The 25,954-nt window shown below is 67.1% G+C and carries 25 protein-coding genes, 1 tRNA gene, 1 pseudogene and 1 riboswitch; of the genes and pseudogenes, 14 read left to right on the top strand and 13 right to left on the bottom strand.

Annotation, left to right across the window (positions count from 1 at the left end; translation table 11 throughout):
- Positions 1-1,416: an NAD(P)/FAD-dependent oxidoreductase gene (locus FHS55_RS12000; protein WP_183189990.1), complete on the bottom strand. Its 1,416-nt coding sequence runs from the start codon at positions 1,414-1,416 to the stop codon at positions 1-3.
- 218 nt (positions 1,417-1,634) lie between these two features.
- Between FHS55_RS12000 and FHS55_RS11995 the strand changes: the two genes are divergently transcribed.
- From FHS55_RS11995 to FHS55_RS11970, 6 genes are all read left to right on the top strand, one after another.
- The gene (locus tag FHS55_RS11995; RefSeq protein WP_210286954.1) at positions 1,635-2,522 is read left to right on the top strand and encodes a transporter substrate-binding domain-containing protein; all 888 of its coding nucleotides are present in this window, start codon (positions 1,635-1,637) and stop codon (positions 2,520-2,522) included.
- A 238-nt stretch (positions 2,523-2,760) separates the two neighbouring features.
- Positions 2,761-3,669 (top strand): amino acid ABC transporter permease, encoded by a 909-nt coding sequence (locus FHS55_RS11990; protein ID WP_183189989.1) that lies wholly within the window; start codon positions 2,761-2,763, stop codon positions 3,667-3,669.
- Positions 3,670-3,677: 8 nt separating this feature from the next.
- Positions 3,678-4,472 carry an amino acid ABC transporter ATP-binding protein gene (locus tag FHS55_RS11985; RefSeq protein WP_183189988.1) on the top strand — a complete coding sequence of 265 codons (795 nt, stop codon included), beginning with the start codon at positions 3,678-3,680 and terminating at the stop codon, positions 4,470-4,472.
- Between the two features lie 39 nt (positions 4,473-4,511).
- The gene (locus FHS55_RS11980) at positions 4,512-5,984 is read left to right on the top strand and encodes an aldehyde dehydrogenase (RefSeq protein ID WP_183189987.1); all 1,473 of its coding nucleotides are present in this window, start codon (positions 4,512-4,514) and stop codon (positions 5,982-5,984) included.
- 77 nt (positions 5,985-6,061) lie between these two features.
- The gene (locus FHS55_RS11975; protein WP_183189986.1) at positions 6,062-7,099 is read left to right on the top strand and encodes an Ldh family oxidoreductase; all 1,038 of its coding nucleotides are present in this window, start codon (positions 6,062-6,064) and stop codon (positions 7,097-7,099) included.
- Between the two features lie 169 nt (positions 7,100-7,268).
- Complete coding sequence (locus FHS55_RS11970) at positions 7,269-8,231, top strand: dihydrodipicolinate synthase family protein (protein ID WP_183189985.1); 963 nt, start codon at positions 7,269-7,271, stop codon at positions 8,229-8,231.
- A 219-nt stretch (positions 8,232-8,450) separates the two neighbouring features.
- Here the strand turns inward: FHS55_RS11970 and FHS55_RS11965 are convergent, their stop codons facing one another.
- From FHS55_RS11965 to FHS55_RS11940, 6 genes and pseudogenes are all read right to left on the bottom strand, one after another.
- Entirely contained in the window at positions 8,451-9,356 is a 906-nt protein-coding gene (locus FHS55_RS11965; protein WP_183189984.1) for a dihydrodipicolinate synthase family protein, read from the bottom strand.
- Positions 9,357-9,378: 22 nt separating this feature from the next.
- Positions 9,379-10,437: a proline racemase family protein gene (locus FHS55_RS11960; RefSeq protein ID WP_183189983.1), complete on the bottom strand. Its 1,059-nt coding sequence runs from the start codon at positions 10,435-10,437 to the stop codon at positions 9,379-9,381.
- A complete protein-coding gene (locus FHS55_RS11955) occupies positions 10,434-11,543 on the bottom strand; it encodes a mandelate racemase/muconate lactonizing enzyme family protein (RefSeq protein ID WP_183189982.1) in 1,110 nt (369 codons plus the stop codon). The genes FHS55_RS11960 and FHS55_RS11955 overlap by 4 nt, the downstream gene beginning before the upstream one ends.
- Before the next feature lie 251 nt (positions 11,544-11,794).
- Positions 11,795-12,402: pseudogene (locus tag FHS55_RS23920) on the bottom strand (tyrosine-type recombinase/integrase).
- 248 nt (positions 12,403-12,650) lie between these two features.
- Positions 12,651-12,727 (bottom strand) — tRNA-Met (locus tag FHS55_RS11945).
- 154 nt (positions 12,728-12,881) lie between these two features.
- Positions 12,882-13,379 (bottom strand): NUDIX domain-containing protein, encoded by a 498-nt coding sequence (locus FHS55_RS11940; protein ID WP_183189981.1) that lies wholly within the window; start codon positions 13,377-13,379, stop codon positions 12,882-12,884.
- A 30-nt stretch (positions 13,380-13,409) separates the two neighbouring features.
- On the opposite strand from FHS55_RS11940, the gene FHS55_RS11935 reads away from it, so the two are divergent.
- Positions 13,410-14,339 (top strand): metallophosphoesterase, encoded by a 930-nt coding sequence (locus tag FHS55_RS11935; protein WP_183189980.1) that lies wholly within the window; start codon positions 13,410-13,412, stop codon positions 14,337-14,339.
- On the opposite strand, the gene FHS55_RS11930 is transcribed toward FHS55_RS11935, so the two are convergent.
- Positions 14,326-14,925, bottom strand: a complete 600-nt coding sequence (locus tag FHS55_RS11930) for a hypothetical protein (RefSeq protein WP_183189979.1) — start codon at positions 14,923-14,925, stop codon at positions 14,326-14,328. The two genes, FHS55_RS11935 and FHS55_RS11930, sit on opposite strands and share 14 nt — an antisense overlap.
- 333 nt (positions 14,926-15,258) lie before the next feature.
- Between FHS55_RS11930 and FHS55_RS11925 the strand changes: the two genes are divergently transcribed.
- On the top strand, positions 15,259-16,386 hold the full coding sequence (locus tag FHS55_RS11925; RefSeq protein ID WP_183189978.1) for an alpha-hydroxy acid oxidase: 1,128 nt from the start codon (positions 15,259-15,261) through the stop codon (positions 16,384-16,386).
- Positions 16,387-16,479: 93 nt separating this feature from the next.
- Here FHS55_RS11925 and FHS55_RS11920 read toward each other — a convergent pair whose 3' ends face one another.
- Entirely contained in the window at positions 16,480-16,719 is a 240-nt protein-coding gene (locus tag FHS55_RS11920; RefSeq protein ID WP_183189977.1) for a hypothetical protein, read from the bottom strand.
- Between the two features lie 384 nt (positions 16,720-17,103).
- Between FHS55_RS11920 and FHS55_RS11915 the strand changes: the two genes are divergently transcribed.
- Positions 17,104-17,316, top strand: coding sequence for a hypothetical protein (locus tag FHS55_RS11915; RefSeq protein ID WP_246340082.1), 213 nt, complete (start codon positions 17,104-17,106; stop codon positions 17,314-17,316).
- Between the two features lie 103 nt (positions 17,317-17,419).
- On the opposite strand, the gene thiC is transcribed toward FHS55_RS11915, so the two are convergent.
- The gene (thiC, locus tag FHS55_RS11910; protein WP_183189976.1) at positions 17,420-19,246 is read right to left on the bottom strand and encodes a phosphomethylpyrimidine synthase ThiC; all 1,827 of its coding nucleotides are present in this window, start codon (positions 19,244-19,246) and stop codon (positions 17,420-17,422) included.
- A 96-nt stretch (positions 19,247-19,342) separates the two neighbouring features.
- Positions 19,343-19,476, bottom strand: a riboswitch (TPP riboswitch).
- A 180-nt stretch (positions 19,477-19,656) separates the two neighbouring features.
- On the opposite strand from thiC, the gene FHS55_RS11905 reads away from it, so the two are divergent.
- The 4 genes from FHS55_RS11905 to FHS55_RS11890 all read left to right on the top strand — a co-directional run bounded on the left by FHS55_RS11905 (position 19,657) and on the right by FHS55_RS11890 (position 23,321).
- On the top strand, positions 19,657-20,361 hold the full coding sequence (locus FHS55_RS11905) for an SDR family oxidoreductase (protein WP_183189975.1): 705 nt from the start codon (positions 19,657-19,659) through the stop codon (positions 20,359-20,361).
- A gap of 216 nt (positions 20,362-20,577) precedes the next feature.
- Entirely contained in the window at positions 20,578-20,769 is a 192-nt protein-coding gene (locus FHS55_RS11900) for a hypothetical protein (protein WP_183189974.1), read from the top strand.
- Positions 20,770-20,943: 174 nt separating this feature from the next.
- A complete protein-coding gene (locus FHS55_RS11895; RefSeq protein ID WP_183189973.1) occupies positions 20,944-21,861 on the top strand; it encodes a LysR family transcriptional regulator in 918 nt (305 codons plus the stop codon).
- A 350-nt stretch (positions 21,862-22,211) separates the two neighbouring features.
- A complete protein-coding gene (locus tag FHS55_RS11890; protein ID WP_183189972.1) occupies positions 22,212-23,321 on the top strand; it encodes a glycosyltransferase in 1,110 nt (369 codons plus the stop codon).
- Between the two features lie 56 nt (positions 23,322-23,377).
- Here FHS55_RS11890 and FHS55_RS11885 read toward each other — a convergent pair whose 3' ends face one another.
- Together FHS55_RS11885 and FHS55_RS11880 are read right to left on the bottom strand one after the other, a co-directional pair.
- Positions 23,378-23,881, bottom strand: coding sequence for a BA14K family protein (locus tag FHS55_RS11885; RefSeq protein WP_246340081.1), 504 nt, complete (start codon positions 23,879-23,881; stop codon positions 23,378-23,380).
- Between the two features lie 273 nt (positions 23,882-24,154).
- On the bottom strand, positions 24,155-24,589 hold the full coding sequence (locus tag FHS55_RS11880; RefSeq protein WP_183189971.1) for a GlcG/HbpS family heme-binding protein: 435 nt from the start codon (positions 24,587-24,589) through the stop codon (positions 24,155-24,157).
- Between the two features lie 307 nt (positions 24,590-24,896).
- On the opposite strand from FHS55_RS11880, the gene FHS55_RS11875 reads away from it, so the two are divergent.
- Positions 24,897-25,310 (top strand): hypothetical protein, encoded by a 414-nt coding sequence (locus FHS55_RS11875; protein ID WP_246340080.1) that lies wholly within the window; start codon positions 24,897-24,899, stop codon positions 25,308-25,310.
- A gap of 11 nt (positions 25,311-25,321) precedes the next feature.
- Here FHS55_RS11875 and FHS55_RS11870 read toward each other — a convergent pair whose 3' ends face one another.
- Positions 25,322-25,921 (bottom strand): FMN-dependent NADH-azoreductase, encoded by a 600-nt coding sequence (locus FHS55_RS11870; protein WP_183189970.1) that lies wholly within the window; start codon positions 25,919-25,921, stop codon positions 25,322-25,324.
- Positions 25,922-25,954 lie beyond the last annotated feature (33 nt).

The raw sequence follows: 25,954 nt of genomic DNA, 5'->3' as shown, positions 1-25,954 counted from the left end.
TCAGGCGGACCTTGCGGTCGGAGCATCCGCCGCCCGTGATGTCTGGGCTTTCCGTTCCCGGCTCATCAGGCGCACCCGCGCGCGCCGGGCCGCTTCGTGGGCCGAACCGGTGGCAATTTCCATGTTGCCGATCTCGGCGAAATAGTCGCCAGCGAAGTGGATATCGACGTCGTCGCGCTCGCAATAGGCCAGCATGGGATCGAAGTTGAAGCCCGCGGGACGATAGGTGTTGCCCGGCTCCCAGCGCTGCACGATCGTCTCCTTGATGTGGCCCTTGAGCTGGGGAAACATCCGGAAGACATCGGCGAGATAGGTGTCGCGGATCTGCTCGTCCGAGAGCTTGAGCATTTCCCGCGCCGGCGTGCCGCCGGAATAGACCATCAGGCTGCCTCCCGGCTTGCGTGGGCCGGTGCGCAGCGGATTGGCGTGGTTGAAGAACATGTCGAACGAGGCGTCCGGCGTGGTGATGGCGTAAATGTCGTCATAGGGCATCGGCCCCGTCTCGTCGGTGATGATCCCCATCGTCGGAAACGGCCCATACTGCACCTTGCGCAGCGTGGCGCGCACGTCCTCGGGAATGTCGCGGGTGATTTCGGCTGCCTGATAGGCGGGGACGGCGACGATCACCTGCGTGGCGGTCACGCTATGCGACACGCCGTTCATGTCATAGGTGACGGTGACATGGTCGCCGGTCTTCGCCACCGACGTCACCGACGCGTGGTAATGCACCCGGTCTCCCAGCAGCTCCATCATGACCTCGCCGAAGCGGCCGGAGCCGCCATTGAGGTTGACCGCCATGGAATCGCCCTTGCCGGCCCACACGGCGCCGAACAGCGAGACGCCGACGCCGGCATTCTGGTCCTCCATCTCCGCCGCGGCCCGGCGGGCGGCCGACTGGAACAGCTGCTCGACCCGCCGCGGCGGGCGGCCGATGAAGTCGCGGAACGAGATGTCCGACATATAGCGGGCCACCCGGGCGCGGCGCACCTGGTTGCTCTCGCCATAGACGATCTGCATCTGCTGCTGCCAGCCCTTCACCGCCTTGAGGATCCGCAGGCCGATGGCGGCCAGCGACACGCGCTCCCTGAAGCTCATGGCGAGGGTGAGCGGCAGGGCGGATACCGACTTGGGCGCGTAGACCTTGCCGCCCCAATAGATCGCGAACTTGTTTCCGGGAATGCGGATGATGTCGAGGCCGATGGAATGCAGGATGTTGCGCATGTGCGAGCCCGGCGCCGGAAACAGATGGCCGCCGAGATTGAGCCAGTAGTCGCCGCGCGACATGGAAAAGAGACGTCCGCCCAGACGATGTGTCTTCTCCAGCACGAGAATGCGCCGATCCCTGAGCTCCCAGGCCGCCGCACTTCCCGCAGGCCCACCCCCGATCACCACAACGTCGTAGTCCGTCTTGTCCATCGTCGTTCTCGTTCAACTGGATGCTTGCAACAGAGGACCGGATTGCGCGCCGGCCGCATCAGCGAGGGTGCCGCCCGCTCGGGCGATATCGAATTCGGCGGGCAACATGCTTGTCAGCGCAGCCGACAAGCGATAATATATAACCCGTAAGATATCATTGTCAACAAACGACCTCCTGGGCCGGGCCTTCCGGCGACAGCGAGGAACAGAGGGAAGTCATGATGAGCTCCAATTGCCGGAAGACTTTTCGCGTGATGCTGGCCGCTGCGGCGGGCGTGATGGTGATGGCGACGGCGGATATCCGCGAGGCTGCCGCCAAGGTGGATTCGGTCGCCGCCCTGCTGCCGAAGTCGATCCAGGAAGCCGGCGTGCTGCGTATCGCCATTCCCGATGTCGGCAAGCCGCTCGCGTACAAGGAGGGGGCCGAGCTCAAGGGCATGGATCCCGATCTGGCCCAGGCGGTCGCCGGCGTGCTCGGGCTCAAGGCCGAACTCAGCCTCATTCCCTTCGCCGCCGCGCTGACCGGCCTGCAGTCGAACAAGTTCGACGTCTCGTACGGCGAGTTCTACGTGACCGCCGAGCGCCTGAAGGTCGCCGACTTCGTCACCAACTGGCAGGACTACAGTTCCTTCCTGGTCGTGAAATCCAAAGGTTATGCGCCGACGGCACTGGCCGATGTCTGCGGCCATATTGTCGGGGCAATGGCGGGCTCCGCCGAACTGGAGACACTGAAAGGCGCCGCTGCCAAATGCGCTGGCAACGCCGCCACGGTGAGCGCGTTCCCCTCCGTGAGCAATGCCATTCTCGCGCTGAACAGCGGCCGCGTCGACGGCGTGCTGATCAATCGCGGCGGCGCCCAGGAAGCGATCCACCTGGACGGCACGCTCTCCGCCTCCGGCGAGATCGGCGGCGGCCCGACGGCGACCGCCGTGGCCCGGACGGAGAACTCCGCGAAGCTGCTGGAGGCCATCAAGGCGGCCTATGATCACCTGATCCAGAGCGGCGAATACGCCAAGATCCTTGAGAAGAACGACACCGCCTACGGGGCGGCGAAGACCGCCGTCATCTACAAGGAAGGCTCGACGCCGCCGAAATACGGCTTCTGATCCGCACAAGGGCGCCCCCGCGCGATGACGCGGGGGCGCCCTGGCGGGGCGAGCAACCGCCCATGGCAGGGGTGGGTTGTTCCCCGCCACTACCGGTCGGCGGGAAATTCCCCCGTATCCTCAAGACTTAAGCCTTGACTTCCCATCGGTCGACCTTCAAGCTGTAGATGGTTATCGATTACATTCTACATGATAGCGGCTCGGCTGATGCGATCTTGGCACCGGTGCCGTCAGGGGGATGCGCGTGACACAAGGATCGGGATGGCCTGTCGGCCGCGATGTCGAGAAGATGGAAGTGGTGCCGCTGCGCTATTACGGGCGCTGGATCACCGCACTTGCGCTCGGGGTCGTGCTTGCCGGCCTTCTCGTTTCGATGATCACCAATCCGCGCTTCAAATGGGACATCGTCGCGCATTACCTGTTTGATGATTCCATCATTGCCGGCCTGATGATGACCATCTGGCTGACCGTCGCGGCCATGGGGATCGGCATCGTGCTGGGCACAGCCGTCGCGCTGATGCGCATCTCCGATAATCCGGTGCTGAGCAACATCGCCGGCGGCTATCTCTGGATCTTCCGCGGCACGCCGCTGCTCGTGCAGCTGATCTTCTGGTACAACCTCTCCGCGCTCTATCCGCAGATCACGATAGGGTTTCCCTTCGGACCCTCGCTCGGCTCTTTTGACGCCAACCGCTACATCACCGTCTATGTCGCGGCGCTGCTCGGCCTTGGCCTCAACGAGGGGGCCTACATGTCCGAGATCGTGCGCTCGGGGCTGAACGCGGTGGCCACCGGCCAGCGGGAGGCGGCGGAGGCCCTCGGCATGTCGCGCTTCCGCGTCATGGCGCGCATCATCCTGCCGCAGGCGATGCGCGTCATCATCCCCCCGACCGGCAACCAGCTGATCGGCATGCTGAAGACCACGTCGCTGGTCAGCGTCATCGCGCTTCAGGAACTGCTCTATTCGGCGCAGCTGATCTACACCGCGAATTTCCAGACCATTCCCCTGCTGATCGTGGCGTCGGCCTGGTACCTCGTGCTGACGACCTTGCTGTCGATCGGGCAATATTTTGTCGAGCGGCATTTCGGGCGCAGCGACCGCCGGGTCGCCGCCGCGCCCGACGTCGCCATCGAAAGCGGAAAGTGATCATCGCCATGCCCGCGCCCGCTGATTCACGAGATTCGCTGGAGTCCTTCGCCGTCGTCGCGCGCGGCGTGGAGAAATCCTTCGGCTCGCACAAGGTGCTCAAGGGGGTCGACCTCAGGGTCGAATACGGCAAGGTCGTCTGCATTCTCGGCCCCTCCGGTTCCGGCAAGAGCACGTTCCTGCGCTGCATGAACCACCTGGAGCGCATCGAGGCGGGCTTCCTGCGGGTCGGCGGCCAGCTGGTCGGCTATCGCCAGCATGCCGGAAAGCTCTACGAGATGCGGCACAGCGAAGTCGCCCGCCAGCGGGCGGACATCGGCATGGTGTTTCAGAGCTTCAATCTGTTTCCGCACATGACCGTGCTGCAGAACATCATCGAGGCCCCCATCGGTGTGCGCGGCATCCCGAAGCGGCAGGCGATCGAGGAGGCGATGACGCTGCTCGCCAAGGTGGGCCTGACAGCGAAGGCCGACGCCTATCCGCGCACCCTCTCCGGCGGCCAGCAGCAGCGCGTGGCCATCGCCCGGGCGCTGGCCATGCGGCCCAAGCTCATGCTGTTCGACGAGCCCACCAGCGCGCTCGATCCCGAACTCGTCGGCGAGGTGCTCGCCGTGATGAAAGGGCTGGCCGCCGAGGGAATGACGATGGTGGTGGTGACCCATGAAATGGGTTTCGCCCGCGATGTCGGCGACAGCGTCGTGTTCATGGATGGCGGCGTCGTCGTCGAGCAGGGCACGCCATCGGAATTCTTCAACAATCCCCGTACCGAACGCGCCCGGGCCTTCCTCGGCAAGGTCCTGTGAACCGCGCGCCTTTTCCATTGAAGTGAGATCGGAACGTCCATGTCGTCTCTTCCTCCCGGAACCCACACCCAGGCCTTCATCGACGGCGCCTTCGTCGCCGCGGAAAACGGGGCCCTGTTCGACGATCTTGATCCCGCCACCGGCCGGCTGCTCGTGCGGGTCGCCGCCTGCTCGCCGGCCGATGTCGACACGGCGGTGAAGGCCGCCCGCGCGGCTTTCCGGAGCGGTGTCTGGAGCCGCATGGAGCCGCGCGCGCGCAAGAAGATCCTGCTGCGCTTCGCCGACCTCGTCGAGGCGAACGGCAAGGAGATCGCCCTGCTCGACTCGATCGATGCCGGCAAGCCGATCTCGGATTGCGAGAACCTCGACCTTCCCGACGTCGTCAACAATATCCGCTGGTATGCCGAGGCGATCGACAAGGTGTTCGGCAAGATTTCACCGACCGGGGACGGCAATCTCGGCCTGGTGACACGCGAGCCGGTCGGCGTGGTCGGCATGGTGCTGCCGTGGAACTTCCCGGCCGGCACGCTGTCCTGGAAGATCTCCCCGGCGCTTGCCGCCGGCAACTCCATCGTGGTGAAACCGGCGGAGCTGGCGCCGCTCTCGACCCTGAAGATCGCCGAGCTGGCGCTCGAGGCGGGCATTCCCGCGGGCGTGTTCAATGTCGTGCCGGGGCTTGGCCATGTCGCCGGCAAGGCGCTCGGCCTGCATGCCGATGTCGACGTGATCTCCTTCACCGGCTCGACCGAGATCGGCCGCCAGTTCCTGCGCTATTCCGCCGACAGCAACCTGAAGAAGGTCGTGCTCGAATGCGGCGGCAAGAGCCCGCAGATCGTCATGGCCGATGTCGGCGGCGCTCTCGATGCCATCGCCGAGAATCTCGCCGGCGCGGCGTTCTGGAACATGGGGCAGAACTGCACCTGCGGCTCGCGCATCCTGGTCCAGTCCTCCATCAAGGACGCTTTCGTCGCGAAGCTGGTCGAGGCCGCGCGCGGCTGGGTGGTCGGCCCGCCGACCGACCCTGCAAGCAAGCTCGGCCCGCTCATCGAGGCGTCCGCGCTGGAGCGCGTCGTCGGCGCCATCGAGCAGGCGAAGGCGCAGGGCAGCCGGGTTGTCGCCGGCGGCAACCGCCTGTTCCCGGAAAGCGGAGGCTGGTTCGTCGAGCCCACGATCATCGATGACGTGGACCCGGCCAGTGCTCTGGCACGGGACGAGATCTTCGGCCCCGTCGTGGCCGTGCTCGGCTTCGAGAGCGAGGAGGAGGCCGTGCGCCTCGCCAATGATACCGCCTACGGCCTCGCCGCCACGGTCTTCTCCAACGACATCAATGTCGCGATGCGGATGGCGCGCAGCATCCAGGCGGGCACCGTCGCGGTCAATGGCTATGGCGAGGGCGACATCACGACGCCGTTCGGCGGCTACAAGACATCCGGCTTCGGCGGATACGACAAGGGCATCGAAGCATTTGACCAGTATACGCAACTCAAGACGATCTGGGTGACCCTTGCCTGAGCGCTGCACTTCCCGGTGGTCGCACCGCATGCGGCGGGGCCGGCCTGGCTGCCAGACCGGCCCGGCGCGTGATCGTCATGGGCAATGACGTCACGCTCTCGCTCGACGACGCCGGCGCGCTCTGCCGGCGCGTGCTGGCGGGCGTCGGCCTGAGCGCCGCCCATGCTGACGCGGTGGCCGAGGTGATCATGGCCGCCGAGCGCGACGAATGTCGCTCGCACGGGCTCTATCGCCTGCTCGGCTGCGTCCATACCGTACGTAGCGGCAAGGTGAACCTGGATGCCCGGCCGACGGTGACGAAAAGCGCGCCGGCGATCGTGACGGTGGATGCCGATTTCGGCTTCTCGTCCTTTGCGCTGAAGACCGGGCTGCCGCTGGCGATGCGGACGGCCCGCCGACTGGGCATCGCCGCGCTGGCCATCAACCGGTGTTTCCATTTCTCGGCCCTGTGGCCGGAAGTGGAAGAGTTGGCGGAACATGGCTTCGCGGCCATCGCCTTGACGCCCAGCCATAGCTGGGTTGCCCCGGCGGGCGGCAGCCGGCCGGTGTTCGGCACCAACCCCTTCGCCTTCGCCTGGCCGCGGCGGCAGCAACCGCCCTTCATTTTCGATTTCGCGACGAGCGCGACGGCGCGCGGCGATATCGAACTGATGCTGCGCGCCGGCCAGGCGCTGCCGCCGGGCGTGGCGATCGATGCGCAGGGAAACCCGACGACCGATCCGGCCGAAGCGCTGCGCGGTGCGATGCTCACATTCGGCGGCCACAAGGGCTCGGCGCTGGCCGCCATGGTGGAACTGCTCGCCGGTCCGCTCATCGGCGACATGCTGAGTCTGGAGTCGCTCGCCTTCGCAGAGGGCACCCAGACCGTGCCCTGCCATGGCGAATTGCTGGTCATCCTCGACCCCTCGCGTTTTCTGGGCGACCGGCTCGGCGAGAACCTCGATCGCGCGGAACGGCTGTTCGACGCCATCACCGAGCAAGGTGCGCGCCTGCCCTCCGAACGACGCTACAATGCCCGATCGCGCAGCATCGACAATGGTATAAAAATACCCCCTCCGCTCTATGAAGAGCTGATGAAGCTGGAAGCGGCGGCGGATGTCGCCGAGAATGTCTGAACGTGCATCTGCGTTCGTCCGCGGGGCGGGAGCGATCATGACTTCATCGACGTCGCCCGTGAAGGGAAGCCAACCATTCGGCAGCGTCCGATGCTGGGTCCTATCGACGGATGGCGGCCGATCTTGGCTACGATGACGACCGAGTGCCGCCACTAAGGGAGAGTTTACTATGACGGCCAACGTTTTTTCCGGCTGCATGCCGGCGCTGATGACCCCGTGCACGGGCGATCGGCTTCCTGATTTCGATGCCCTCGTCCGCCAGGGGCAGGACATGATCGCGCACGGCATGTCCGCGGTGATCTATTGCGGGTCCATGGGCGACTGGCCGCTGCTCACCGACGGGCAGCGCATGGAAGGCGTGGAGCGGCTGGTGCAGGCCGGGATCCCCGTCGTGGTCGGGACAGGCGCCATCAATACCGCCTCAGCCGTGGCGCTCGCCGCGCATGCGCAGCGTGTGGGCGCGCAGGGATTGATGGTGATTCCGCGCGTGCTGTCGCGCGGCTCGTCGCCGCTGGCCCAGCGCAACCACTTCAAGGCCATTCTCGACGCCGCGCCCGCTATTCCCGCCGTCATCTACAACAGCCCGTATTATGGCTTCCAGACGCGGGCCGAGCTGTTCTTCGCCCTGCGCGCGGAGCACGCCAACCTCGTCGGCTTCAAGGAATTCGGCGGCGTCGATTCGCTGAGCTATGCCGCCGAATTCATCACCAGCCAGGATGACGATGTCGCGCTGATGGTAGGCGTCGATACGGCCGTGGTGCACGGCATCGTCAATTGCGGCGCCACCGGAGCCATCACCGGCATCGGCAACGTGCTGCCGCGCGAGGTGCTGCACCTGTGCGCCCTGGCGCATGCCGCGGCGAAAGGCGACGCGCAGGCCCGCCTGCGGGCGCGGGAGCTTGAGCAGGCGCTGGCCGTCCTCTCCACCTTCGACGAGGGTCCCGACCTCGTGCTCTATTTCAAGTATCTGATGACGCTGAAGGGCAAGGCCGAATACGCCCTCCACTTCAACGCGACCGACGCGCTCTCGCCCAGCCAGCGCGGCTTTGCCGAGAGCCAGCTGAAGCTGTTCGACGCCTGGTACGCCGAGTGGAGCCAGCAGGGCGGGATTCAGGAATATCGCGCCGCCTGAGACGCGACGGCCTGTCGCAAGAGCCCCCACGCCTGTCCGGTAACGCCCGTTTACCGGACAGGCGTGTTTTTTTGGGTGCGCGCTTTCCGCACACCAACGGCGACCGGCTTTCCGGGATGCGCGCTGACAAAAAAACCCGCGGGCTCGGCGTGCGGCGCCCGCGGGTGGGTGTTCGGCGTGGCGAGAAGGGGCCGGGCCTGTCAGCCGGCCCGGAACCGGTCAGCGGGACGCGGCCGTCAGGAAGGAGGGATCCAGCAACTGCAGCGCGGCCTTGAGCGCGGCGGTCTGGTCCTCGCTATAGGGCTGGATGGGCGCGCGAACCTGGCCCACCGGCAGCCCGAGCAGTTCGCAGGCCGCCTTGATGCCGCTGTTGTAGGATGCGTTGCCGAGGATGCGCACGACCGGGTTGATCTGGCGCCAGATCGCCACGGCTGTCGCGTCGTCGCCGGCTTCCATCGCGGTCTGCGCCTTGATGAGGGCCGGCGCCATGAAGTTGGCCACGCCCATCACCATGCCCGGCGCCTTCATCATCAAGGCCGGCAGCATGAGGACATCCTCGCCGTTGAGGAAGCCGATCCGGTCGCTGTAGTCGGAGAGCAGCGTGTTCATCTGCGCGATATTCGCGGACGAATCCTTCACGAACGTCACCTGCGGGATTTCCGTCGCCAGCTTGACGAGGAAATCGACATCGAGGTGAAGACCGGTCGCCGGCGGGAAATTATAGGCGCAGATCGGCAGGCTGGTCGCGTCGGCGACGGCGGCGTAATAGGCGAAGGCCTCCCGATAGCCGATCGGCTCGTAATAGGGCGTCGCCAGCATGATCGCGGTGGCACCGACTTTCTCGGCATGGCGAGAAAAGGCGATCGCCTCGCGCGAGGAGGTCGCGCCGGTATGGGCGAGCACCGTGGCGCGCCCGGCGGTCTGCTCGACCACGATCTCCACCAGCCGCAACCGTTCCTGGTGCGACAGCACGGAAAACTCGCCCGTGCCGCCCGCCGGAACGAAGCCGTCAATGCCGTCGGCGATGTTCCAGTCGATGAGATTGCGCAGCGCCGCCTCGTCGATCTGCTCGCCATCGGGCGTGAACGGAGTGACGATTGCCGAAAGTACACCCTTCAGGGCCATTCTCTTCTCCTGTGATATCGATTCAAAGCGGGGCAAAACCATCGGCGAGGTCGTCCGCACTGTCGGCGGCGATGGTCAGAAAACCATTGATATGGGCGCTGCCGGTAAGCAGCGGCGTGACGTAGAGGCGCCCCTCCTCGCGGCGCACCGTGGCGGCCGCGACCGTGAAGGTCGAGCCGATGATGCTCTGCGTGGTGAGCACCTCATCGGCCCCGATGAGCCCGTCCGTGACGAATTTGGCGAACAGCGCGCTCGACCCGGTGCCGCAGGGGGACCGATCGATGACGCCGGGCGGGGCGACCACCACGATCTGAGCCTGCCGTGCGGCGTGCGGATCGCGGCGATAGAAAAGCACCTGATAGACGTCGAGGATCGCGTCGGTCAGCGGGTCGAGCACCACTTCGCGTGTGTAGGCGGCCTTGAGCTGGCGCGCGAAACGCACGATTTCCGTCGCGTTGTCGCGCTCCAGCGAGAAGCCGATGCGGTCGGCATCGACGCTGATATAGTAATCGCCGCCATAGAGCAGTTCGACCGGCACCGTCCTGCCTTCGACATGGCACGGGCCCGCCGATACGACGAAGGATTCCACATTGGTCAGCGTGATGGCGGACAGGCGCCCGGCCTCCATACGCGCCGTCGCGCCCACCGGTCCGGCCGGGGTGCGGATGAGAAAGCTCACATCGCCCGCTTCCGGCGGCCGCAGGTCCGGCAGCAGGCCGAGTTCGACGATCACCGAGGCGAAGCCGATCATGCAATGGCCGCACATGGGCGGGTAGGATCCCGGCTCCAGGATGACCGCGCCGATGTCGCAGTCGTCCTCGCGTGTCGCTATCGGCAAAACCGCGCAGGTCAGCCCGCCCCCGCGCGGCTCGTGCACCAGCCGGCGGCGCCAGTGGTCCGCATGCTCGCGCAGCCAGGTCCGCGCCGCGTCGACGCCCATCGGCGCGGGCAGGTCGATGCCGGACAGCACGATGCGGGTCGGATTGCCGGCGGTGTGCGAATCCACCGCCACCAGCACCTGCCGGTCGGCACGCTGGAGCCATGCGCGGGCGCTGGCGGGAAGGTCGAAGGGGGAGCTCATGGACGCGTCACCTCGAACAGCGCCGGCCCCAGCGCGCCGGTGTCGACGTGGATGCCGAGGCCCGGGCCAGTCGGCGCGCGGCCGCGCCCTCGCTCCGAACGCGGCGCATAGCCAGCTATGTGTTCTTTCGTCCAGTCATTGAAGAACGAGGCGTGCAGCAGCGCTTCCGGCTGGGTACTGGCGGCGACATGGGCGACGGCGGCGGTGGTGACGTCGCCACCCCACACATCCTCGATGCACATCGTCATGCCGAGATCCTGCGCCTGTGCTCGCATGCGCGCCGCGCCAGTGATTCCGCCGAGCCGCGCGAGCTTGATGTTCACCGAGCCCGCGCCGGCCTCGTATTTGGCGCGAAAGAGTTCCGCGCTGTTGGTGACGGATTCGTCCATCACCAGCGGCAGGGTGCTCATCCGCTGCACGATGGCGCAATCGGCGGTGTCGCGGCAGGGCTGCTCGACATAGATGTTGAGGCCGGCAAGTTCGCGCACAGCGATGATACCCGCCTGCGGGTTCCAGCCTCCGTTGGAGTCGGCGATGATGACGGCATCCTCGGGGCAGGCCGCGACGACCGCTCGGGTGCGCCGGGCATCGTCATAGGGATCGTTTCCGACCTTCACCTGAAAGCGGCTGATGCCCGCCGCACCCCGCATACGGACGAAATCGGCCATCTGCTCCGGAGATGCCAGCGGCACCGCCTCATAGAGCGGAAAACTGTCCTGCGTGACGCCGCCGAGCAGGGTGGCGATGGGCAGGCCGGCGACTTTGCCCAGAATGTCCCAGCAGGCGATGTCGAGGGCGCTCTTCGCGCTGTTCTGGCCGAGGAGCACCGCGTCCATCACCGCGTGAAGCTGCGAGAGGTTGGTCGGATCGAGCCCGATGAGATGAGGGGCGAGAACCCGCACCGCGGCTTGGGTGCCCTCGGCGAAGGCGGGAAGATAGGTGCCGCCGAGCGTGCTGCTCTCACCCCAGCCTTCGAGGCCGCTATCGGTGTGGATGCGGACCAGCGTCGATGCCTGGCTCTGGGCCGCGCGGCCTTTCGACATGACGTACTCACCGTGAGCGTAAGTGAGCGCATAGCCGAACGCATCGATTGCGCTGATTTTCATCGTGTTTTCCCCGACAGGCAGCCAGAAACGGATAGTTCAGGATTACCTGTTATATATTACACGTGACATATCGACGTCAATCGGTTCGGCAACGGCTGGGCCGACACAAAGGGGTCATGGACGCGTTACCTCGGCCGCCCTCCCCGCTGTGGGCCGGATGCGCCGGGAGTCCGCTCGTCCCCGGCGCCTCCGTCATATCGATCGCCGTCTCGAGCGGCTGGATCGGGATCTCGGCATCTCCACCGAGGCTCTCACCACCTTGATTCGCTCCCGGCTTGCCACCACCCTCGCGCTGACCGAACCGGCCGGCCAGGCCGCGCGGGCCAGGGTATCTCGCTCCAACTGGCTCCGATCACTTCCTTCGGCCGCGCAGCAAGCGCATCGCTGACATCGGCGGCAGGGTCGCGCTTGCACCATCCATTCGCGACGCCGTAGCGGAACAAGGCGCCGACGGATTGCCGAATGCGCTTGGTTACGTCGAGCGCGTCACGGGCCTCGACCGTCTTCAGCATCGCCAGTCGGAGGCCTCGATCTGTCCGATGTACATCGAGCCAATCTCGGGGAACCGGTCATTCTCGAATCGCGAGGCTACGCGGGCGAAATGCGCCGGCTCCCATGCCGCCTTCTGTCCCTCAAACCACTCGCGGGCTGGTGTTTCAAAGGAGTGGCCGAATGAGCCCGCGTGCTTGTTTGCGCCAGGGTCGAAGCCCTCGCGAAGCACCTGTTTTGCCTTGTCGCGCATCGCCCGCGCGGTGGCCAGACGGATTGCGGGATAGACGCCGAATGAAAGCGTCCTCTCTTTGCCGTCGAATCGGCAGGCGAGGTGCCAGAGTTTTGATCCGTTTGGCTCGACGGTCAGGCGCGATCCATCCGATCCGAGAGCCTGCGAGCTTTCTCAAAGGGCTGCGCGTTTCGGCATGCGATGTCGGTGAGGGGGATGCTTGTCGATCCTGTCGGAAACGCCTCGAACCACCGTTTCCCACTTTGTTGCCCGCAAGGGGCTGGGACTGGGGGGAGCGTTCTTAGGACGACAAAATAGGATTGAGTTTGATTATATTCGACTTTCTCTCTCGGCCGAGACGCTTTGGGGCGACCGAGAGAGGGTGTTGGTAGCGGGAGAGGGACTTGAACCCCCGACCCCAGGATTATGATTCCCGTGCTCTAACCAGCTGAGCTACCCCGCCACGGCAAGCCGGCGCGGCGGCCGGTTCGCAGAGTGGCGCGATATAAGGAACCGGGCCGGACGGTGTCAAGGCGCCAGATGCCGATCCGTCGCGCTTTCCCCTGGCGACCTTGCCGGCGGGGCCTTCCTCGCGGTGTGCCGGCGCACTGTCGCCCTCACCAATGCGGCGACGGCGGCGTGCCGCCGAGCACTTCCGCGATGCGCCGGCGCGTCGGGCCGGTGGTGTCTTCGGGCAGGGCGTGCGGGGCGAAGAAGCCGATCTCGCGGATCTCGCGATTCGGCACGTCGGGGCGCCCTTGCGCGAAATGCTCGACCACGAAGACCGCCACATGGTCGCGGCGGGCGAGGTTGAGGTTGAGCAGCAGGCCGTGCAGGCGCGGCGGCCCGATCAGCGTCACCGCCACCTCCTCGGAGAGTTCGCGGACGAGGGCGTGCTCGGCGGTCTCGCCCACCTCGACACCGCCGCCCGGCAGGTGCCAGCCGGGCACATAGGTGTGGCGAACCAGCAGAATCTCGCCGGCCGGATGGATCACCACGCCCTTCACTCCCAGCGTCATCCCGCGGGAGAGCCGGCTCCACCCGTGCATGAGGCGGGTGATGAGGCGCGTGCCGATGTGCTTTTGTACGGCCACGTGCGCCGACGCCGATTCCATCGATGCGGCGTGGCTGGTAGGGAGTTGTCCGTGTTTGTCCTCGCCCATCTCACCGACGCCCATCTGGGACCGCTGCCGCGCGCGCGCTTCGCCGAGCTCGCCGGCAAGCGGGCGCTGGGCGTGCTGAACTGGCGACGCGGCCGGCAGCGCCGTTTCAACATCGCCACCATCGACCTGCTGGTGGCCGACATCAAGGCGATGGCGCCCGACCACATCGCGGTTACCGGCGATCTCGTCAATGTCGGCCTCGCCGCCGAATATGTCACCGCGCTCAACTTCCTGCGCACGCTGGGCGAGGGTCGCGACGTGACCGTGGTGCCGGGCAATCACGACGCCTATATCCGCTCCACCGCCCACCACGCGCTGCTGAACTGGGGCGACTACATGCGCGGCGACGGGGCGAATGCCGACGTCACGGCGGAGAGCGCCTTTCCCTTCGTCCGCCGGCGCAACGGCGTGGCGCTGGTCGGCGTGTCGACCGCGGTGCCGACCCATCCCTTCATGGCCACCGGCCGTGTGGGGGAAGCCCAGCGCGAGCGGCTCGGCCATGTGCTGGACGGGCTGGCGGCGGAAGGGCTGTTTCGCGTGGTGCTGATCCATCACCCGCCCTGCGGCCAGCGCGCCGGCCACAAGCGGCTGATCGACGCCGAGGCGGTGCGCGACCTGCTCGCCCGGCACGGGGCCGAACTCGTCATCTGCGGTCATGATCATGTGCAGATGGTGGAGATGCTGCCGGGCCCGAATGGCGGGCTGATCCCGGTGGTGGAGGCGCCCTCCTTCGCCGCCGGGCCGGAAGATCGCCACTGGCCGGGCGGCTATCATCTCTACCGGATCGAGCGGGTGGAGGATGCGCGCTTTCCCTGGCGCTGCACGCTGGAGGCGCGCGGCTTCGGCAGCGGCGACACGGCGGTCGAGACGCGTACGGTGCGCGTGCTCAGCACCGCCCTCAGCGGAGGCTGACCTCGACGCCGAGCAGCGCCGCCGCGCCGATGGCGCCGAGCGCGCCGGCGGCGAGGCCAAGGATGAACATCGCGAGTCGGCCGGGCGCGGGGGCCGGGGCGGCAGGCGTCGGCGTGGGGTGATGGGGAGCGGGATGCGGCTCGCCCGTGGTCTCGGCCGGGTAGAAGGCGGCCACCATGGCCTGCTCGCGGGCGATGAGGCGGCGGGCGACATAGCGGGTGACGGCGTCGATGACATCGTGCGGATTGGCGCTCTCCACCAGCACCCGCCGCCCGGCGCGGCTGTCCTGCAGGAAGCGGTAGGTGCGGCGGTCGCGCGCGAGGCAGACATGCGCCACCATGTCGATGAACAGGCGCGGCGTCTCGCCGGGCATCAGGCCACGGTCGAACAGGTCGGCATGTTCCAGCGGCACGTCGGCGAAGATCGGGTCGAGCATCTCGTTGAGCATGGAGAGGCGCGCGAGGCTGGCATCGCGCAGCTCCACGATCACGCCCGAGCGTTCGGCGGCTTCGATGCGGGCAGCGCGGATCGCCTCGCGCAGCGAGGGCGCCGGCGTCTCGCCGCGAAGGCGGTCGTTCTCGTCCATCCCCCGCTCCTGTGGGCGTGTCGCGTCCCGAGCACGTCGATCCGGCTCCAGGCGATTGATGGAGACCGCGTGACCCGATCGGATTGCGCTGCCATCCGATCGGCGCGGGCTCCCGTGGTGTCACCATCGTGCGCCGGTTCGCGCATTCAGCCTAGCGGGAGCCGGTTAATGCGCCGTTGGTGGGCCTATTGCCGAATCCTCTGGTACGCCCCTTGGCGCGTCCCTTGGCGCGCTCGCGGCCTCGCTGTCGCTGGACGTGTCGGCTCAGGCGATTATGAAGCGCGGCGGGAGCGTCGAACCGGGGCGTACGAGGGCCGGAGCGAGTGAGGGTTGATGTCCGACGCGGTCGTGACCAGACAATTCGATGTGCCGCCCGGCGTGGTGGCGGTGGAGGATTACGAGCCGATCGCCCGCGAGCGGCTTTCGCCCGAGGCCTATGCCTATTATAGCGGCGGCGCGGCGGACGAGATCACTATTCGCTGGAACCGCGCGGCGTTCGAGCGGCTGAAGCTGCGCCCGCGCGTGCTGGCTGATTTCTCGCGCGGCGGCGGCACCGGGCTCGACCTGTTTGGGCAGCACTTCGAGCACCCCATCCTCATGGCGCCCACCGCCCATCACGGGCTCGCCCTGCCCGAGGCCGAGATCGCCAGTGTCATCGGTGCCGGCGGCGCTCGGGCCGGCATGGTGGTGAGCACGGAGGCGGATGTGACGCTGGAGGAGATTGCCGGGGTCGCCCGGCGTTCGGCCGCGCCGCTCTGGTTCCAGCTCTACATCCAGCACGATCGCGGCTTCACCGCCGATCTGCTGCGCCGGGCCGAGGCGGCGGGCTATGGCGCGCTGGTGGTGACGGTGGACGCCCCGATCCACGCGCTGCGCAATCGCGAGCAGCGCGCCGGCTACCGTGCGCCCAAGCTCTCGCAGCACGCGAATCTGCGCGGTTTGCACACGCGCCATGTCGCCGAGGCGGCGCTGGGCGAGAGCCTGATGTTCCGCGGGTTCCTCGATGTCGCGGTGCGTTGGGAGGATATTGCCTGGCTGCGCGGGCTCACGCGAATGCCGATCCTCCTCAAGGGCATACTCACGGCGGAGGATGCCGAGCTGGCGCTGCGGCACGGGGCGGATGGGCTCATCGTTTCCAACCATGGCGGGCGGGTGCTGGATACCGTCCCGGCGAGCATCGAGGCGCTGCCGGGCGTGGTGCGGCAGGTGGCCGGCCGGGTGCCGGTGCTGATGGATGGCGGGGTGCGGCGCGGCACGGATGTGCTCAAGGCGCTGGCGCTGGGCGCGGCGGCCGTGCTGGTGGGGCGGCCGTGCCTCTACGGTCTCGCGGTGGCAGGGCCGGCCGGCGTCGCCCATGTGCTGCACCTGCTGCGTTGCGAACTGGAAATCGCCATGGTGCTGACCGGCTGCGCCAGGCTGGCGGATATAGGGCCCGGGGTGATCTGGCGCGACGAGGCATGACGGCGCTTCACGCCCGACGGCGGGCGGCGTGAACGCGCGAGGCCGCCGCAAACCTGTTCGCGGCGGCCTCGGTTGCGAACGGATCGGGTGGTGCTAGCGGTCGCCTTCCCGGCGCACGCCATCGCGGGTGCGCTCATTGGCGCCCTGAACGGTTTCGTCGTGCTGGCCGCCCTGCTGGCCATGCACCGCGCCGGTCTGGCTATGCTGCGGATCGGCCGCGCGGCGCTGCGCCTCGACGCTCTCGCCCCTGCGATCCGTTCCGCGCGTGCGCTCATTGCCGGAATGAACCGTCTCGCCGTGGTGTTCGTCGTGCTGCTTCTGATTGTCTGCCATGTCGAAAGTCCTTCTCCGCTGGTTTCCCTGGCAGGACAACGGATCAGCCCCGGCTCCGTTCCGCGGTAAAATCCGCCGCATCGGCAGGGTCATCGCACGGATCACAGGCGCGCGAGGGGCGCTGATCCGAGACCCTTTTCTGGACCGCCGGAAGCGGGAGTGATCCACCTCGCACAAGAGCCGAGCGGATTCGTCGAATCCCGTCCCGGCGCGGGACATCCAGCAGCCTCCCCGATCCGCTTTTATGTGCACTATTGCGCATTCCACAGTGGTGGTCAGGTGCTATGCTGACTTCAGATTGCTGGTGTGCCTTTGAGGCCCAGCTCTGAGCCGGAGCAGCTTCCCCGGTGGCGCCGGCCCCTTGTCTGGCGGAACGGAGGCTTGATGATGAACAGCAATGTGGAACATCGTGCGCGTGCCCTCTGCGCGATCGACGCCCAGATGGCGGCCGTCCCGTCGGATGAGATACCAGCCCTTGTGGAGCGGCTCTGGCCGGTCGCCGCACTTGAGATGAGCGGCGGCGCGGTTGAATCCGACACGCCCCAGCCCGCCGATCTCGCCGAACGGATGAGCGAATACCAGCGGCTGAAGCGCTGACGCTCCGCGGCGCCCGGTTGCGGGCCAGCCTTCGCCTCGTCGGTAGGCTGGCCCTTCGTTGCAAGCGTGGGCGGGAGGCGTCTGCAACCGCCCGCCCCGGCTCTCAACCCGCGGGCAGATAAAGCTGCCCGGCCTCGCGGTATTTCGCCGCCATCGCCGCCATGCCCTCCTTCTGCGCTTCCGCCCTTATGTCGTGGGAGATGCGCATGGAGCAGAATTTCGGACCGCACATCGAGCAGAAATGCGCGACCTTGTGCGCCTCCTTCGGCAGCGTCTCGTCGTGGAAGGCGCGCGCCGTCTCCGGGTCCAGCGACAGGTTGAACTGGTCCTCCCAGCGGAACTCGAAGCGCGCGCGCGACAGCGCGTCGTCGCGCAGCCGCGCCGCCGGATGGCCCTTGGCGAGGTCGGCGGCATGGGCGGCGATGCGGTAGGTGATGACGCCGGTCTTCACATCATTGCGATCGGGCAGGCCGAGATGCTCCTTGGGCGTGACGTAGCAGAGCATCGCCGTGCCGAACCAGCCGATCATCGCCGCCCCGATGCCGGAGGTGATGTGGTCATAGCCCGGCGCGATGTCGGTGGTCAGCGGCCCGAGCGTGTAGAACGGCGCTTCGCCGCAGATGGCCAGCTGCTTGTCCATGTTGGCCTTGATCTTGTGCATTGGCACATGGCCGGGGCCCTCGATCATCACCTGGCAGTCCTTCGCCCAGGCGATCTTCGTGAGCTCGCCCAGCGTTTCCAGCTCGGCGAACTGCGCGGCGTCATTGGCATCGGCGATGGAGCCGGGGCGCAGCCCGTCGCCCAGCGAGAACGAGACGTCATAGGCACGGCAGATGTCGCAGATCTCCGCGAAATGCTCGTAGAGGAAGCTCTCGCGGTGATGGGCGAGGCACCATTTTGCCAGGATCGAGCCGCCACGCGAGACGATGCCGGTCACCCGGTCGACGGTGAGCGGGATATAGGCGAGCCGCACCCCGGCATGGATGGTGAAATAGTCCACCCCCTGCTCGGCCTGCTCGACCAGCGTGTCGCGAAACACCTCCCAGGTGAGGTCCTCGGCGATGCCACCGACCTTCTCCAGCGCCTGGTAAAGCGGCACGGTGCCGATCGGCACCGGGGAATTGCGCAGGATCCAGTCGCGGATGTTGTGGATGTTGCGGCCCGTCGAGAGGTCCATCACCGTGTCGGCGCCCCAGCGGATCGCCCACACCATCTTTTCCACCTCTTCCGCCATGGAGGAGGTGACGGCGGAATTGCCGATATTGGCGTTGATCTTGACGAGGAAGTTGCGGCCGATCGCCATCGGCTCGGCTTCCGGATGGTTGATATTGGCGGGAATGATCGCCCGCCCGCGCGCCACCTCCTCGCGCACGAATTCCGGCGTGACGAAATCGGGAATCGCCGCGCCGAAACTCTCGCCATCGCGCTCGCGCGCGCCCTGCATCTGCTGGCGCCCGAGATTCTCGCGGATGGCGACGAACTCCATTTCCGGCGTGATGATCCCGGCGCGGGCATAGGCCAGCTGCGTCACCGCCCGCCCACCGGTCGCCCGCAAGGGCCGGTGCCGCACCGGGAAGGCCGGGGTCAGTCGCTCGGCCGAGACGAAGCCGTTATCCGCCGGCTTCACCTCGCGCCCCTCCTGGGCGGCGACATCGCCGCGCGCCGCGATCCAGGGCGCGCGCAGACGCGGCAGGCCCTGCTCCAGCACGATGCGGGCGGATGGATCGGTATAGGGGCCGGAGGCGTCATACACCGTCACCGGCGGCTCCCCGGCGCTCGCATGCACCGCGATCTCGCGCATCGGCACGCGGATGTCGGGGTGCAGCGTGCCGGGCTTGAACACCTTGGTGGAAGCCGGCAGCGGCCCGGTGGTGACGGTCGGGATCGACGCGACCGTCGTCTCGGGTGTCGTGGTCTCAAGGGTCGTCATGGGTCGAGGCTCCTCGCGAAACGCATGGAGACCCAGCTCTGACGGGAAGATGTTGGGAGGAGTCCCCGCGCATGGGGAAAACCGGTCGCGCTCACGCACGACGCACCCGCACCGTCCCTACGCCAGTATGAACTGGATCAGGTTCAACGGGTCACTGCGCCGCGACGCCCCCCGAGGGAGCGCACCTGGCAGTATCTCAGCCCCGTGTCGGGACCCCCCTGGTGAATGCACGAAGCCTGCGCACCGGCGCGCGCCTTGTCAAGCCGGCGTCGGGCCCGCCGAGGCTATGGCGGCCCCACTGCGCGCCATGGGGAAAGCGCGCGCCGCCGTGCCATCCCGGTTTCTATCCGTCCAAAACCGGCGTAGGAAAACCGCAGAAAGCATGTTTCCAGGGTTCAGAAGAGGCCGAAATGTCGATCGAAAAAGTGGCGTTGATCACCGCGGGCGGCAGCGGCATGGGCGCGGCGGCGGCGCGCCGGCTCGCGGCGGACGGCTTCAAGGTCGCCATCCTCTCCTCCTCCGGCAAGGGCGAGGCGCTGGCCGAGGAACTCGGCGGCCATGGCGTGACCGGCTCCAACCAGTCCAACGAGGATCTCAAGCGTCTGGTCGATGGCACGCTCGCGCGCTGGGGCCGCATCGACGTGCTGGTGAACAGCGCCGGCCACGGCCCGCGCGCCCAGATCATCGAGATCACCGACGAAGACTGGCACAAGGGCCTCGACACCTATCTGATGAACGTCATCCGCGCGACCCGGCTGGTCGCGCCGGTCATGCAGGGCCAGAAGTCGGGCACGATCATCAATATCTCGACCGCCTGGGCCTTCGAGCCGAGCGCCATGTTCCCCACCTCCGCCGTGTTCCGCGCCGGGCTGGCCGCCTATGCCAAGGTCTTCGCCGACACCTATGCACCCGACAACGTGCGGATGAACAATGTTCTCCCAGGCTGGATCGACAGCCTGCCCGCAACCGAGGAGCGCCGCTCCAGCGTGCCGCTGCAGCGCTATGGGACGAGCGAGGAAATCGCCGCCACCATCGCTTTCCTCGCATCGGACGGGGCCGGCTACATTACCGGCCAGAACCTCCGCGTCGACGGCGGACTTACCCGCTCGGTGTAAGCGCTCATCGGACGCCGGCGCGGCCTATCCACATGCGAGGACGGCCCTTTTACCGCTTCGCATGGAAAAAACCGGCCGCGCCTATGCAAGGGATCGCATTGCGCTCAAGCTGTGACGATCAAGCCGCGGCGCGGCGGCGGTTCCGACCTGACGCGCCGCGGGACAGGTAACGGACCGATGCCGCGTATCGCATCGGCCGCACATAAGGACATTCCCATGCCGAACGCCGCAACGCTTATCGAGCTCGATGAACGCATCGCCATCCTGCGCGCCAACCTCTCGGAACTCACCGAGCAGGCTGCCGCCTATTCCGGTGCCGCCGACGAGGACCGCGCCGCCGAGCGCATCTCCGAGCAGCAGGCGCAGCTCGACGAACTGCTGAAGCAGCGCGAGCAGCTGGCGCGCTGATCCCGCGCCTCCTCCGGGCGGCTGCCACGCGCTGCGGAGCGACCACGAACGCCATCTACACGCCGCGGATCCCGCATGTCGCCGCGTGGCAGGCGGGAGGCCGGGCTCCACGCCTTGATGTTCACCGCGATCGCCGCATTATCTGTGAAGTCATTTCACAGCCAAGGGCGGCAGATGGATAATCGCGTAGGCGAGATGCAGGTCTTCCTGCGGGTGGTCGAGGTTGGCAATTTTTCCGAGGCCGCCCGCCTTCTGATGATGACGCCGTCCACGGTAAGCAAGCTCATCGGGCGCATCGAGACCCGGCTCGGCGTGCGCCTGCTGGAGCGCTCCACACGCCGCCTGTCGCTCACCACGGAGGGACAGATCTATTACGAGAAAAGCCTCGCCCTGATCGGCGAGCTGGATGAGCTGGAGAAGGGCCTGTCGCGCGGCGCGGCCACGGCCGGCGGCACGATACGGGTGAACGTCTCGGTGGCCTTCGGGGTTTTGGGTCTGGAGCCGCTGCTGCCGGCCTTCTGGGAGGCTCATCCCAACATCGTGGTGGACGTCTCGCTCTCGGACGAGATCATCGACCTCTATCTCGACCGCACCGACATTGCCTTCCGCGTCGGCCCGCTGCAGGATTCCACCATGATCGCGCGCCGGATCGGCGCCCCCCGACGCAAGATCGTCGCGTCTCCCGATTATCTGCGTCGCCATGGCGAGCCGAGGACGATCGACGAACTCGCCCACCATAATTGCCTCGGCTTCAATTTCCGTCGCAGCACGCCGGTCTGGCCGTTGAAAGAGCGCGGGCGCATCGTCGACCGCGCCGTCAGCGGCTCGCTTCTGGCCAATAATGGCGAGACCGTCCGGCGCATGGCAGTCGCCGGCGTCGGGCTGGCGCGACTCGGCGACTATCACGCGCGTCCCGATATCACCGCCGGCCGTCTGGTCGAGGTGCTGTCCGAGGCGATGGTGGGCGATGACGAACCGATCCACGCGCTCTATCTCGGCGGACCGCGCCTGCCACACCGCGTGCGGACCTTCCTCGATTTCATCTGCCCGCGGATGCAGGCCTTTCTGGAGGGCGAAGCGGCAGGCGCGTGAACCGCCGGCCGGGATATCGGCTTGAGGTTCCGCGCCGGCGGATGCGTTTCCCGGCCGATCCCGATGAGTGACTTCAAGGCTCAAGACACGCTCGTCCGCCGAGGAAACATTCGGAAACATCGCGCCCTTTCCCGACGGCTCCCGACGAGTGACTTCAAGGTTCAAGACACGCTCGTCCACTGTGGAAACACTCGGAAACATCTCGTATGCAAATTAGCCAAATCTGAAAACTTCCATTCTGCAGGCAATAGCCTCACCGGGCCGGTTTACTCATTGAATTGCCCATATCGCCAGTATAGTCCCATCCCGCCTACGGTACGGCGGCGCCCGGTTGGGAGGAGTGCGGGTCAATGCAGATCAAATGGCCGTTCGCCGGAAGGACGGCTCGCCAGCCCGACGTGCTGTTCGTCGATGACGCGGTTCCCGATGTGCGGGCGGGGGCGGGTCAGCCGCGGGCGGCGCTGATCGTCGCCATGCTCGCCCGCTCCGGCGCGCGCGTGCGGGTGCTGGCTGCCTCGGAGGCCAACGCGAACGGAGGCTCCTCGCCCGAGGGGAGCCATGCCGATTCCACCAGCCTCGAAAGGTCATTTCACGAACAGGCCCACCAGGCCGACATGGTGATCATTTCGCGCCCCCACAATATGGCGCGGTTCCTGCCGCTCTGGAATGGGCGCCGGCGCCCGCGGGCGCGGCTGGTCTATGATGCGGAGGCCCTGTTCTCCAGCCGCGAGCGCGTCCGGCGCAAGGTGCTCGGCCTTGCCGACGGCCCCGATCTCGACGAGGAGATGAACCGGGAACTCGCGCTGGTGCGCCATGCCGATGTCGTGCTGGCGGTGAACCGGCAGGAGGCGGCGATCTTCCGCAATGCCGGCCACAAGGACGTGCGCGTGCTCGGCTATGCCTCGACCTACCGGGCGACGCCATCGAGCTTCCACGCGCGCAGCGGCTTCCTCTTCGTCGGCCCCATCTACGATCCCTCAACCCCCAACGGGGACAGCATCCGCTTCTTCAGCGAGCACGTATGGCCCTCGGTGCGTCGCGCCCTTCCCGAGGCGGGGTTGACGCTGGCAGGGCGCGCCCATGCCGACATTCCCGCCAATGACGATGGGGTGGTGAAGCTCGGCGCGCTCGATGACCTCTCCAGCGTCTACCGGGAGGCACGGGTCTTCGTGGCACCCACACGCTTCGCCGCCGGCATTCCGCTGAAGGTGCTCGACGCCGCCTCGGCCGGCGTGCCGATCGTCATGACCTCGCTGCTCGCCGAACAACTCGGCTGGCGTGATGGCGTGGAGGCACTGGTGGCGGATGCTCCGGTGGATATGGCGCAGGCCTGCATCCGCCTCCATGGCAGCGAGCCCTTGTGGACCTCCATCCGCGCGAAGGCGCTGCAGCGGGTTGAAGCAAGCCACAGCGCGGATGGAATAGGTCAGGCGGTGCATGATCTGCTGCGGACGATCTGACCGCAGCAGGCAGGGCCCGGCGAACCGGGCCCGTTCCGCGCCCCGCTCAGGAAGCGTCAGCCATAGGGCGAGACGCACTGCCGGCGCGGCCCGTTATTGGGCTGGAAGCTGTTATCCGAGGCGCGATAGGAGCGATACTGGCTCGCGCACCACTGGTAATGGGCATTGCCGGCGGGCGCGACCTGACGCGGCTGGGCGGCGATGGCACCGCCGATCAGCGCGCCCGCGGCGAAGGCTCCGGCGGGGAACCACCAGCCATTATACTGGCGATAGCCGGGCCGGGCATAATTGTAGCCGCGATGGCCGTTATAATAATAGTTGCCCCTATTGTTGTAGAAGCCCTGCCGGTAACCCTGCCTCTGGCCCTGGCGATACCCCTGCCGATAGGCCGGGCGGGACTGATAGCCGGGGCGATACTGAACGCTCTCGACCATCGACGCGGGAACCGCGATTGCACTCGCGCTCACGGGGGCCGACAGCGCGGGAAACGCGCTTGTGGCCATCAAGGCGGCCGCCGCCGTCATCACCATGACCGTCTTCTTCATCGGGCTCTTCGTCATCGGTACATCCTCCAAGATACAGTCCAAACCGACCCCACCGGCGGTGGGAGCCGGCGGCAAGCGCGTGGGTCGGGCAGGCAGCCCCTCCTGGACGGCATCGATCGTCCGACAGGTGAAATGCCGGATGATCCATCCTTCCGGGAGGTGCGCAGGTCGCAGGTTGCCGTCCGGATGGACGGTCTGAACCCAGGGGAAACGCCGAAGGGCGCCCGACGTTCCCGCCGGGCGCCCTCACGATTTCGTTGGGGAAGAAGACCGGGGGAGGAGAACCGGTCAGTCGGTGCCGGGATCGGCCTTGAAGCCCGCGGCCTCGATGCCGGCCATGGCCGCCGCCTCGTCATTGTCCGAGGTATCGCCGGAAATGCCGACCGCGCCGATGACCTCGCCGGCATTGTCGCGGATCAGCACGCCGCCGGGCACCGGCACCAGCGCGCCATCCACCACATGGCTGACCGCCGCCACGAAGAACGCCTGTTCCTTCGCCCGCTTGTAGATGGAGCGGGAGCCCATGCCGAGCGAGAGCCCGCCATAGGCCTTGCCATGGGCGACCTCAAAACGCTTGAGGCTGGTGCCGTCCTCGGCGGCGGCAGCTTTCACCGCCCCGCGCGCATCCAGCACCACCACCGCCATCGGCTTGAAGCTGCCCTTGCGGCTGTGGTCGAGCGCGGTGGTGAGAATGGTCTGCGCGGCTTTCAGGCTGAGCGTCATGGGCGTTCACTCTCGCTGGCGGCCGGGCCGTTCGAGGCTAAGCCCGTGCCGCGGATCAAGTCGATGATCTCTCCGATAAGCGTCTCGAACAACAGGATCAAGGCCGGCGTGGCAATGGCGTCGCGTCCGCCTGTGCGGCGTGACGCGGCGACCCGGAACGGGCTCGGACAATGACTCCGGCATGATTCCGGAGAGGTTTCCGGAGAGGTTTCCGGCACCTTGCCAATATTGCGCGACGGGGCCGTCTAGGGGCGAATTCTGTCGCAGGCGCCCGGCAGGGGGGCGACCCGTCCGCAGGAGTCACCGCATGGCGTTGTCGGGTATGGCCATCCTTCCCCCTCGCGGCTTGCCGGACGAGTGGGCGGCGCAACTGCGCGACGCGCCCACGCGCGGCGACCTCAAGGCCGGCGACACGATCTCCGAACGAGCGCTGCGCCCGGTTCGGCATCTCCCGCACGCCGCTGCGCGAGCCGCTGAAGGTGCTGGCCATGAAGGCGGGTCATCCACTCGCTCAATCGCGGCGCCGGGGTACAGTCCCTTCATGACCAGATGCTGGCCTGTCTACGGGCGCGAGGCGGTGGATGAGCACGAGACGATTATGGCGGCCAAGGCGCGCGCCGTCGCGCGCCTTGGCCGCCGTCTCAAGGAGCACCTGCGCCACACGGCGGCGATGGTGCAGGAATCGCTCATTGTCCCCGGTCAGAGCCGGGCGGCCGAATAGCCCGGTACCGATCAGGCCGCGCGCAATTCGCCCGCACGGACCAGCGCGCCGTTCAGCGCGGCGTCGCGCTGGCCTCGCGCGATGCCGTCGGCGCGGATGAATTCCGGCGCGATGCCGATAAAGCCGAAGATCCACGTCAGATAGGTCTCGGCATGCTCGGCCGCCTGCACGAAGGCCGGATCCTCGAACACCCCGCCGCGCGACAGCGCCACGATCACCCGCTTGGCTCCCACGAGCCCCTTCACCGTGCCATCCTCGCCATAGGCGAAGGTCTTGCCGGGCACGAGAATGCGGTCGATCCAGGCGCGCAGCTGGGTGGGGATGGAGAAATTGTACATCGGCGCGCCGATGACGACGATGTCCGCGGCGAGAAACGCGTCCAGCGCCTGCTGGCTCGCCTCGTCGCCCTTGCCGCCCGACAGCGGATGGTCCGCCGGCATGCTGGCAGGGGTTGCGTGCGGCAGCGGATCGGCGGCGAGGTCGCGATAGACCACGCCGAGCGAGGGATCGAGCGCGGTCAGGCGCGCCACGATGGCCGCCGTGACCTGCCGGCTCACCGAATGCGGGCCGAGGATCGAGGAATCGATGTGGAGAAGCGTGCGCTGGGTCATGGAAGGGCCTCGAACAGATGGTTACGATTTGTC

It is taken from the genome of Ancylobacter tetraedralis (assembly GCF_014195655.1).
In the GTDB taxonomy this organism is placed as follows: domain Bacteria; phylum Pseudomonadota; class Alphaproteobacteria; order Rhizobiales; family Xanthobacteraceae; genus Ancylobacter; species Ancylobacter tetraedralis.
This window is presented reverse-complemented; position numbering and strand designations above follow the sequence as displayed.

Excerpts from the sequence above, each read along its gene's own strand:
- FHS55_RS11895 (WP_183189973.1), top strand. The coding sequence starts at position 20,944 with ATGGATAATCGCGTAGGCGAGATGCAGGTCTTCCTGCGGGTGGTCGAG.
- FHS55_RS11885 (WP_246340081.1), bottom strand. The coding sequence starts at position 23,881 with ATGACGAAGAGCCCGATGAAGAAGACGGTCATGGTGATGACGGCGGCG.
- FHS55_RS11955 (WP_183189982.1), bottom strand. The coding sequence starts at position 11,543 with ATGAAAATCAGCGCAATCGATGCGTTCGGCTATGCGCTCACTTACGCT.
- FHS55_RS11990 (WP_183189989.1), top strand. The coding sequence starts at position 2,761 with ATGCGCGTGACACAAGGATCGGGATGGCCTGTCGGCCGCGATGTCGAG.
- FHS55_RS12000 (WP_183189990.1), bottom strand. The coding sequence starts at position 1,416 with ATGGACAAGACGGACTACGACGTTGTGGTGATCGGGGGTGGGCCTGCG.
- FHS55_RS11970 (WP_183189985.1), top strand. The coding sequence starts at position 7,269 with ATGACGGCCAACGTTTTTTCCGGCTGCATGCCGGCGCTGATGACCCCG.
- FHS55_RS11960 (WP_183189983.1), bottom strand. The coding sequence starts at position 10,437 with ATGAGCTCCCCCTTCGACCTTCCCGCCAGCGCCCGCGCATGGCTCCAG.
- FHS55_RS11930 (WP_183189979.1), bottom strand. The coding sequence starts at position 14,925 with ATGGACGAGAACGACCGCCTTCGCGGCGAGACGCCGGCGCCCTCGCTG.
- FHS55_RS11875 (WP_246340080.1), top strand. The coding sequence starts at position 24,897 with ATGGCGTTGTCGGGTATGGCCATCCTTCCCCCTCGCGGCTTGCCGGAC.
- FHS55_RS11940 (WP_183189981.1), bottom strand. The coding sequence starts at position 13,379 with ATGGAATCGGCGTCGGCGCACGTGGCCGTACAAAAGCACATCGGCACG.
- thiC (WP_183189976.1), bottom strand. The coding sequence starts at position 19,246 with ATGACGACCCTTGAGACCACGACACCCGAGACGACGGTCGCGTCGATC.
- FHS55_RS11980 (WP_183189987.1), top strand. The coding sequence starts at position 4,512 with ATGTCGTCTCTTCCTCCCGGAACCCACACCCAGGCCTTCATCGACGGC.
- FHS55_RS11925 (WP_183189978.1), top strand. The coding sequence starts at position 15,259 with ATGTCCGACGCGGTCGTGACCAGACAATTCGATGTGCCGCCCGGCGTG.
- FHS55_RS11965 (WP_183189984.1), bottom strand. The coding sequence starts at position 9,356 with ATGGCCCTGAAGGGTGTACTTTCGGCAATCGTCACTCCGTTCACGCCC.
- FHS55_RS11995 (WP_210286954.1), top strand. The coding sequence starts at position 1,635 with ATGATGAGCTCCAATTGCCGGAAGACTTTTCGCGTGATGCTGGCCGCT.
- FHS55_RS11985 (WP_183189988.1), top strand. The coding sequence starts at position 3,678 with ATGCCCGCGCCCGCTGATTCACGAGATTCGCTGGAGTCCTTCGCCGTC.
- FHS55_RS11905 (WP_183189975.1), top strand. The coding sequence starts at position 19,657 with ATGTCGATCGAAAAAGTGGCGTTGATCACCGCGGGCGGCAGCGGCATG.
- FHS55_RS11920 (WP_183189977.1), bottom strand. The coding sequence starts at position 16,719 with ATGGCAGACAATCAGAAGCAGCACGACGAACACCACGGCGAGACGGTT.
- FHS55_RS11915 (WP_246340082.1), top strand. The coding sequence starts at position 17,104 with ATGATGAACAGCAATGTGGAACATCGTGCGCGTGCCCTCTGCGCGATC.
- FHS55_RS11880 (WP_183189971.1), bottom strand. The coding sequence starts at position 24,589 with ATGACGCTCAGCCTGAAAGCCGCGCAGACCATTCTCACCACCGCGCTC.
- FHS55_RS11870 (WP_183189970.1), bottom strand. The coding sequence starts at position 25,921 with ATGACCCAGCGCACGCTTCTCCACATCGATTCCTCGATCCTCGGCCCG.
- FHS55_RS11890 (WP_183189972.1), top strand. The coding sequence starts at position 22,212 with ATGCAGATCAAATGGCCGTTCGCCGGAAGGACGGCTCGCCAGCCCGAC.
- FHS55_RS11975 (WP_183189986.1), top strand. The coding sequence starts at position 6,062 with ATGGGCAATGACGTCACGCTCTCGCTCGACGACGCCGGCGCGCTCTGC.
- FHS55_RS11900 (WP_183189974.1), top strand. The coding sequence starts at position 20,578 with ATGCCGAACGCCGCAACGCTTATCGAGCTCGATGAACGCATCGCCATC.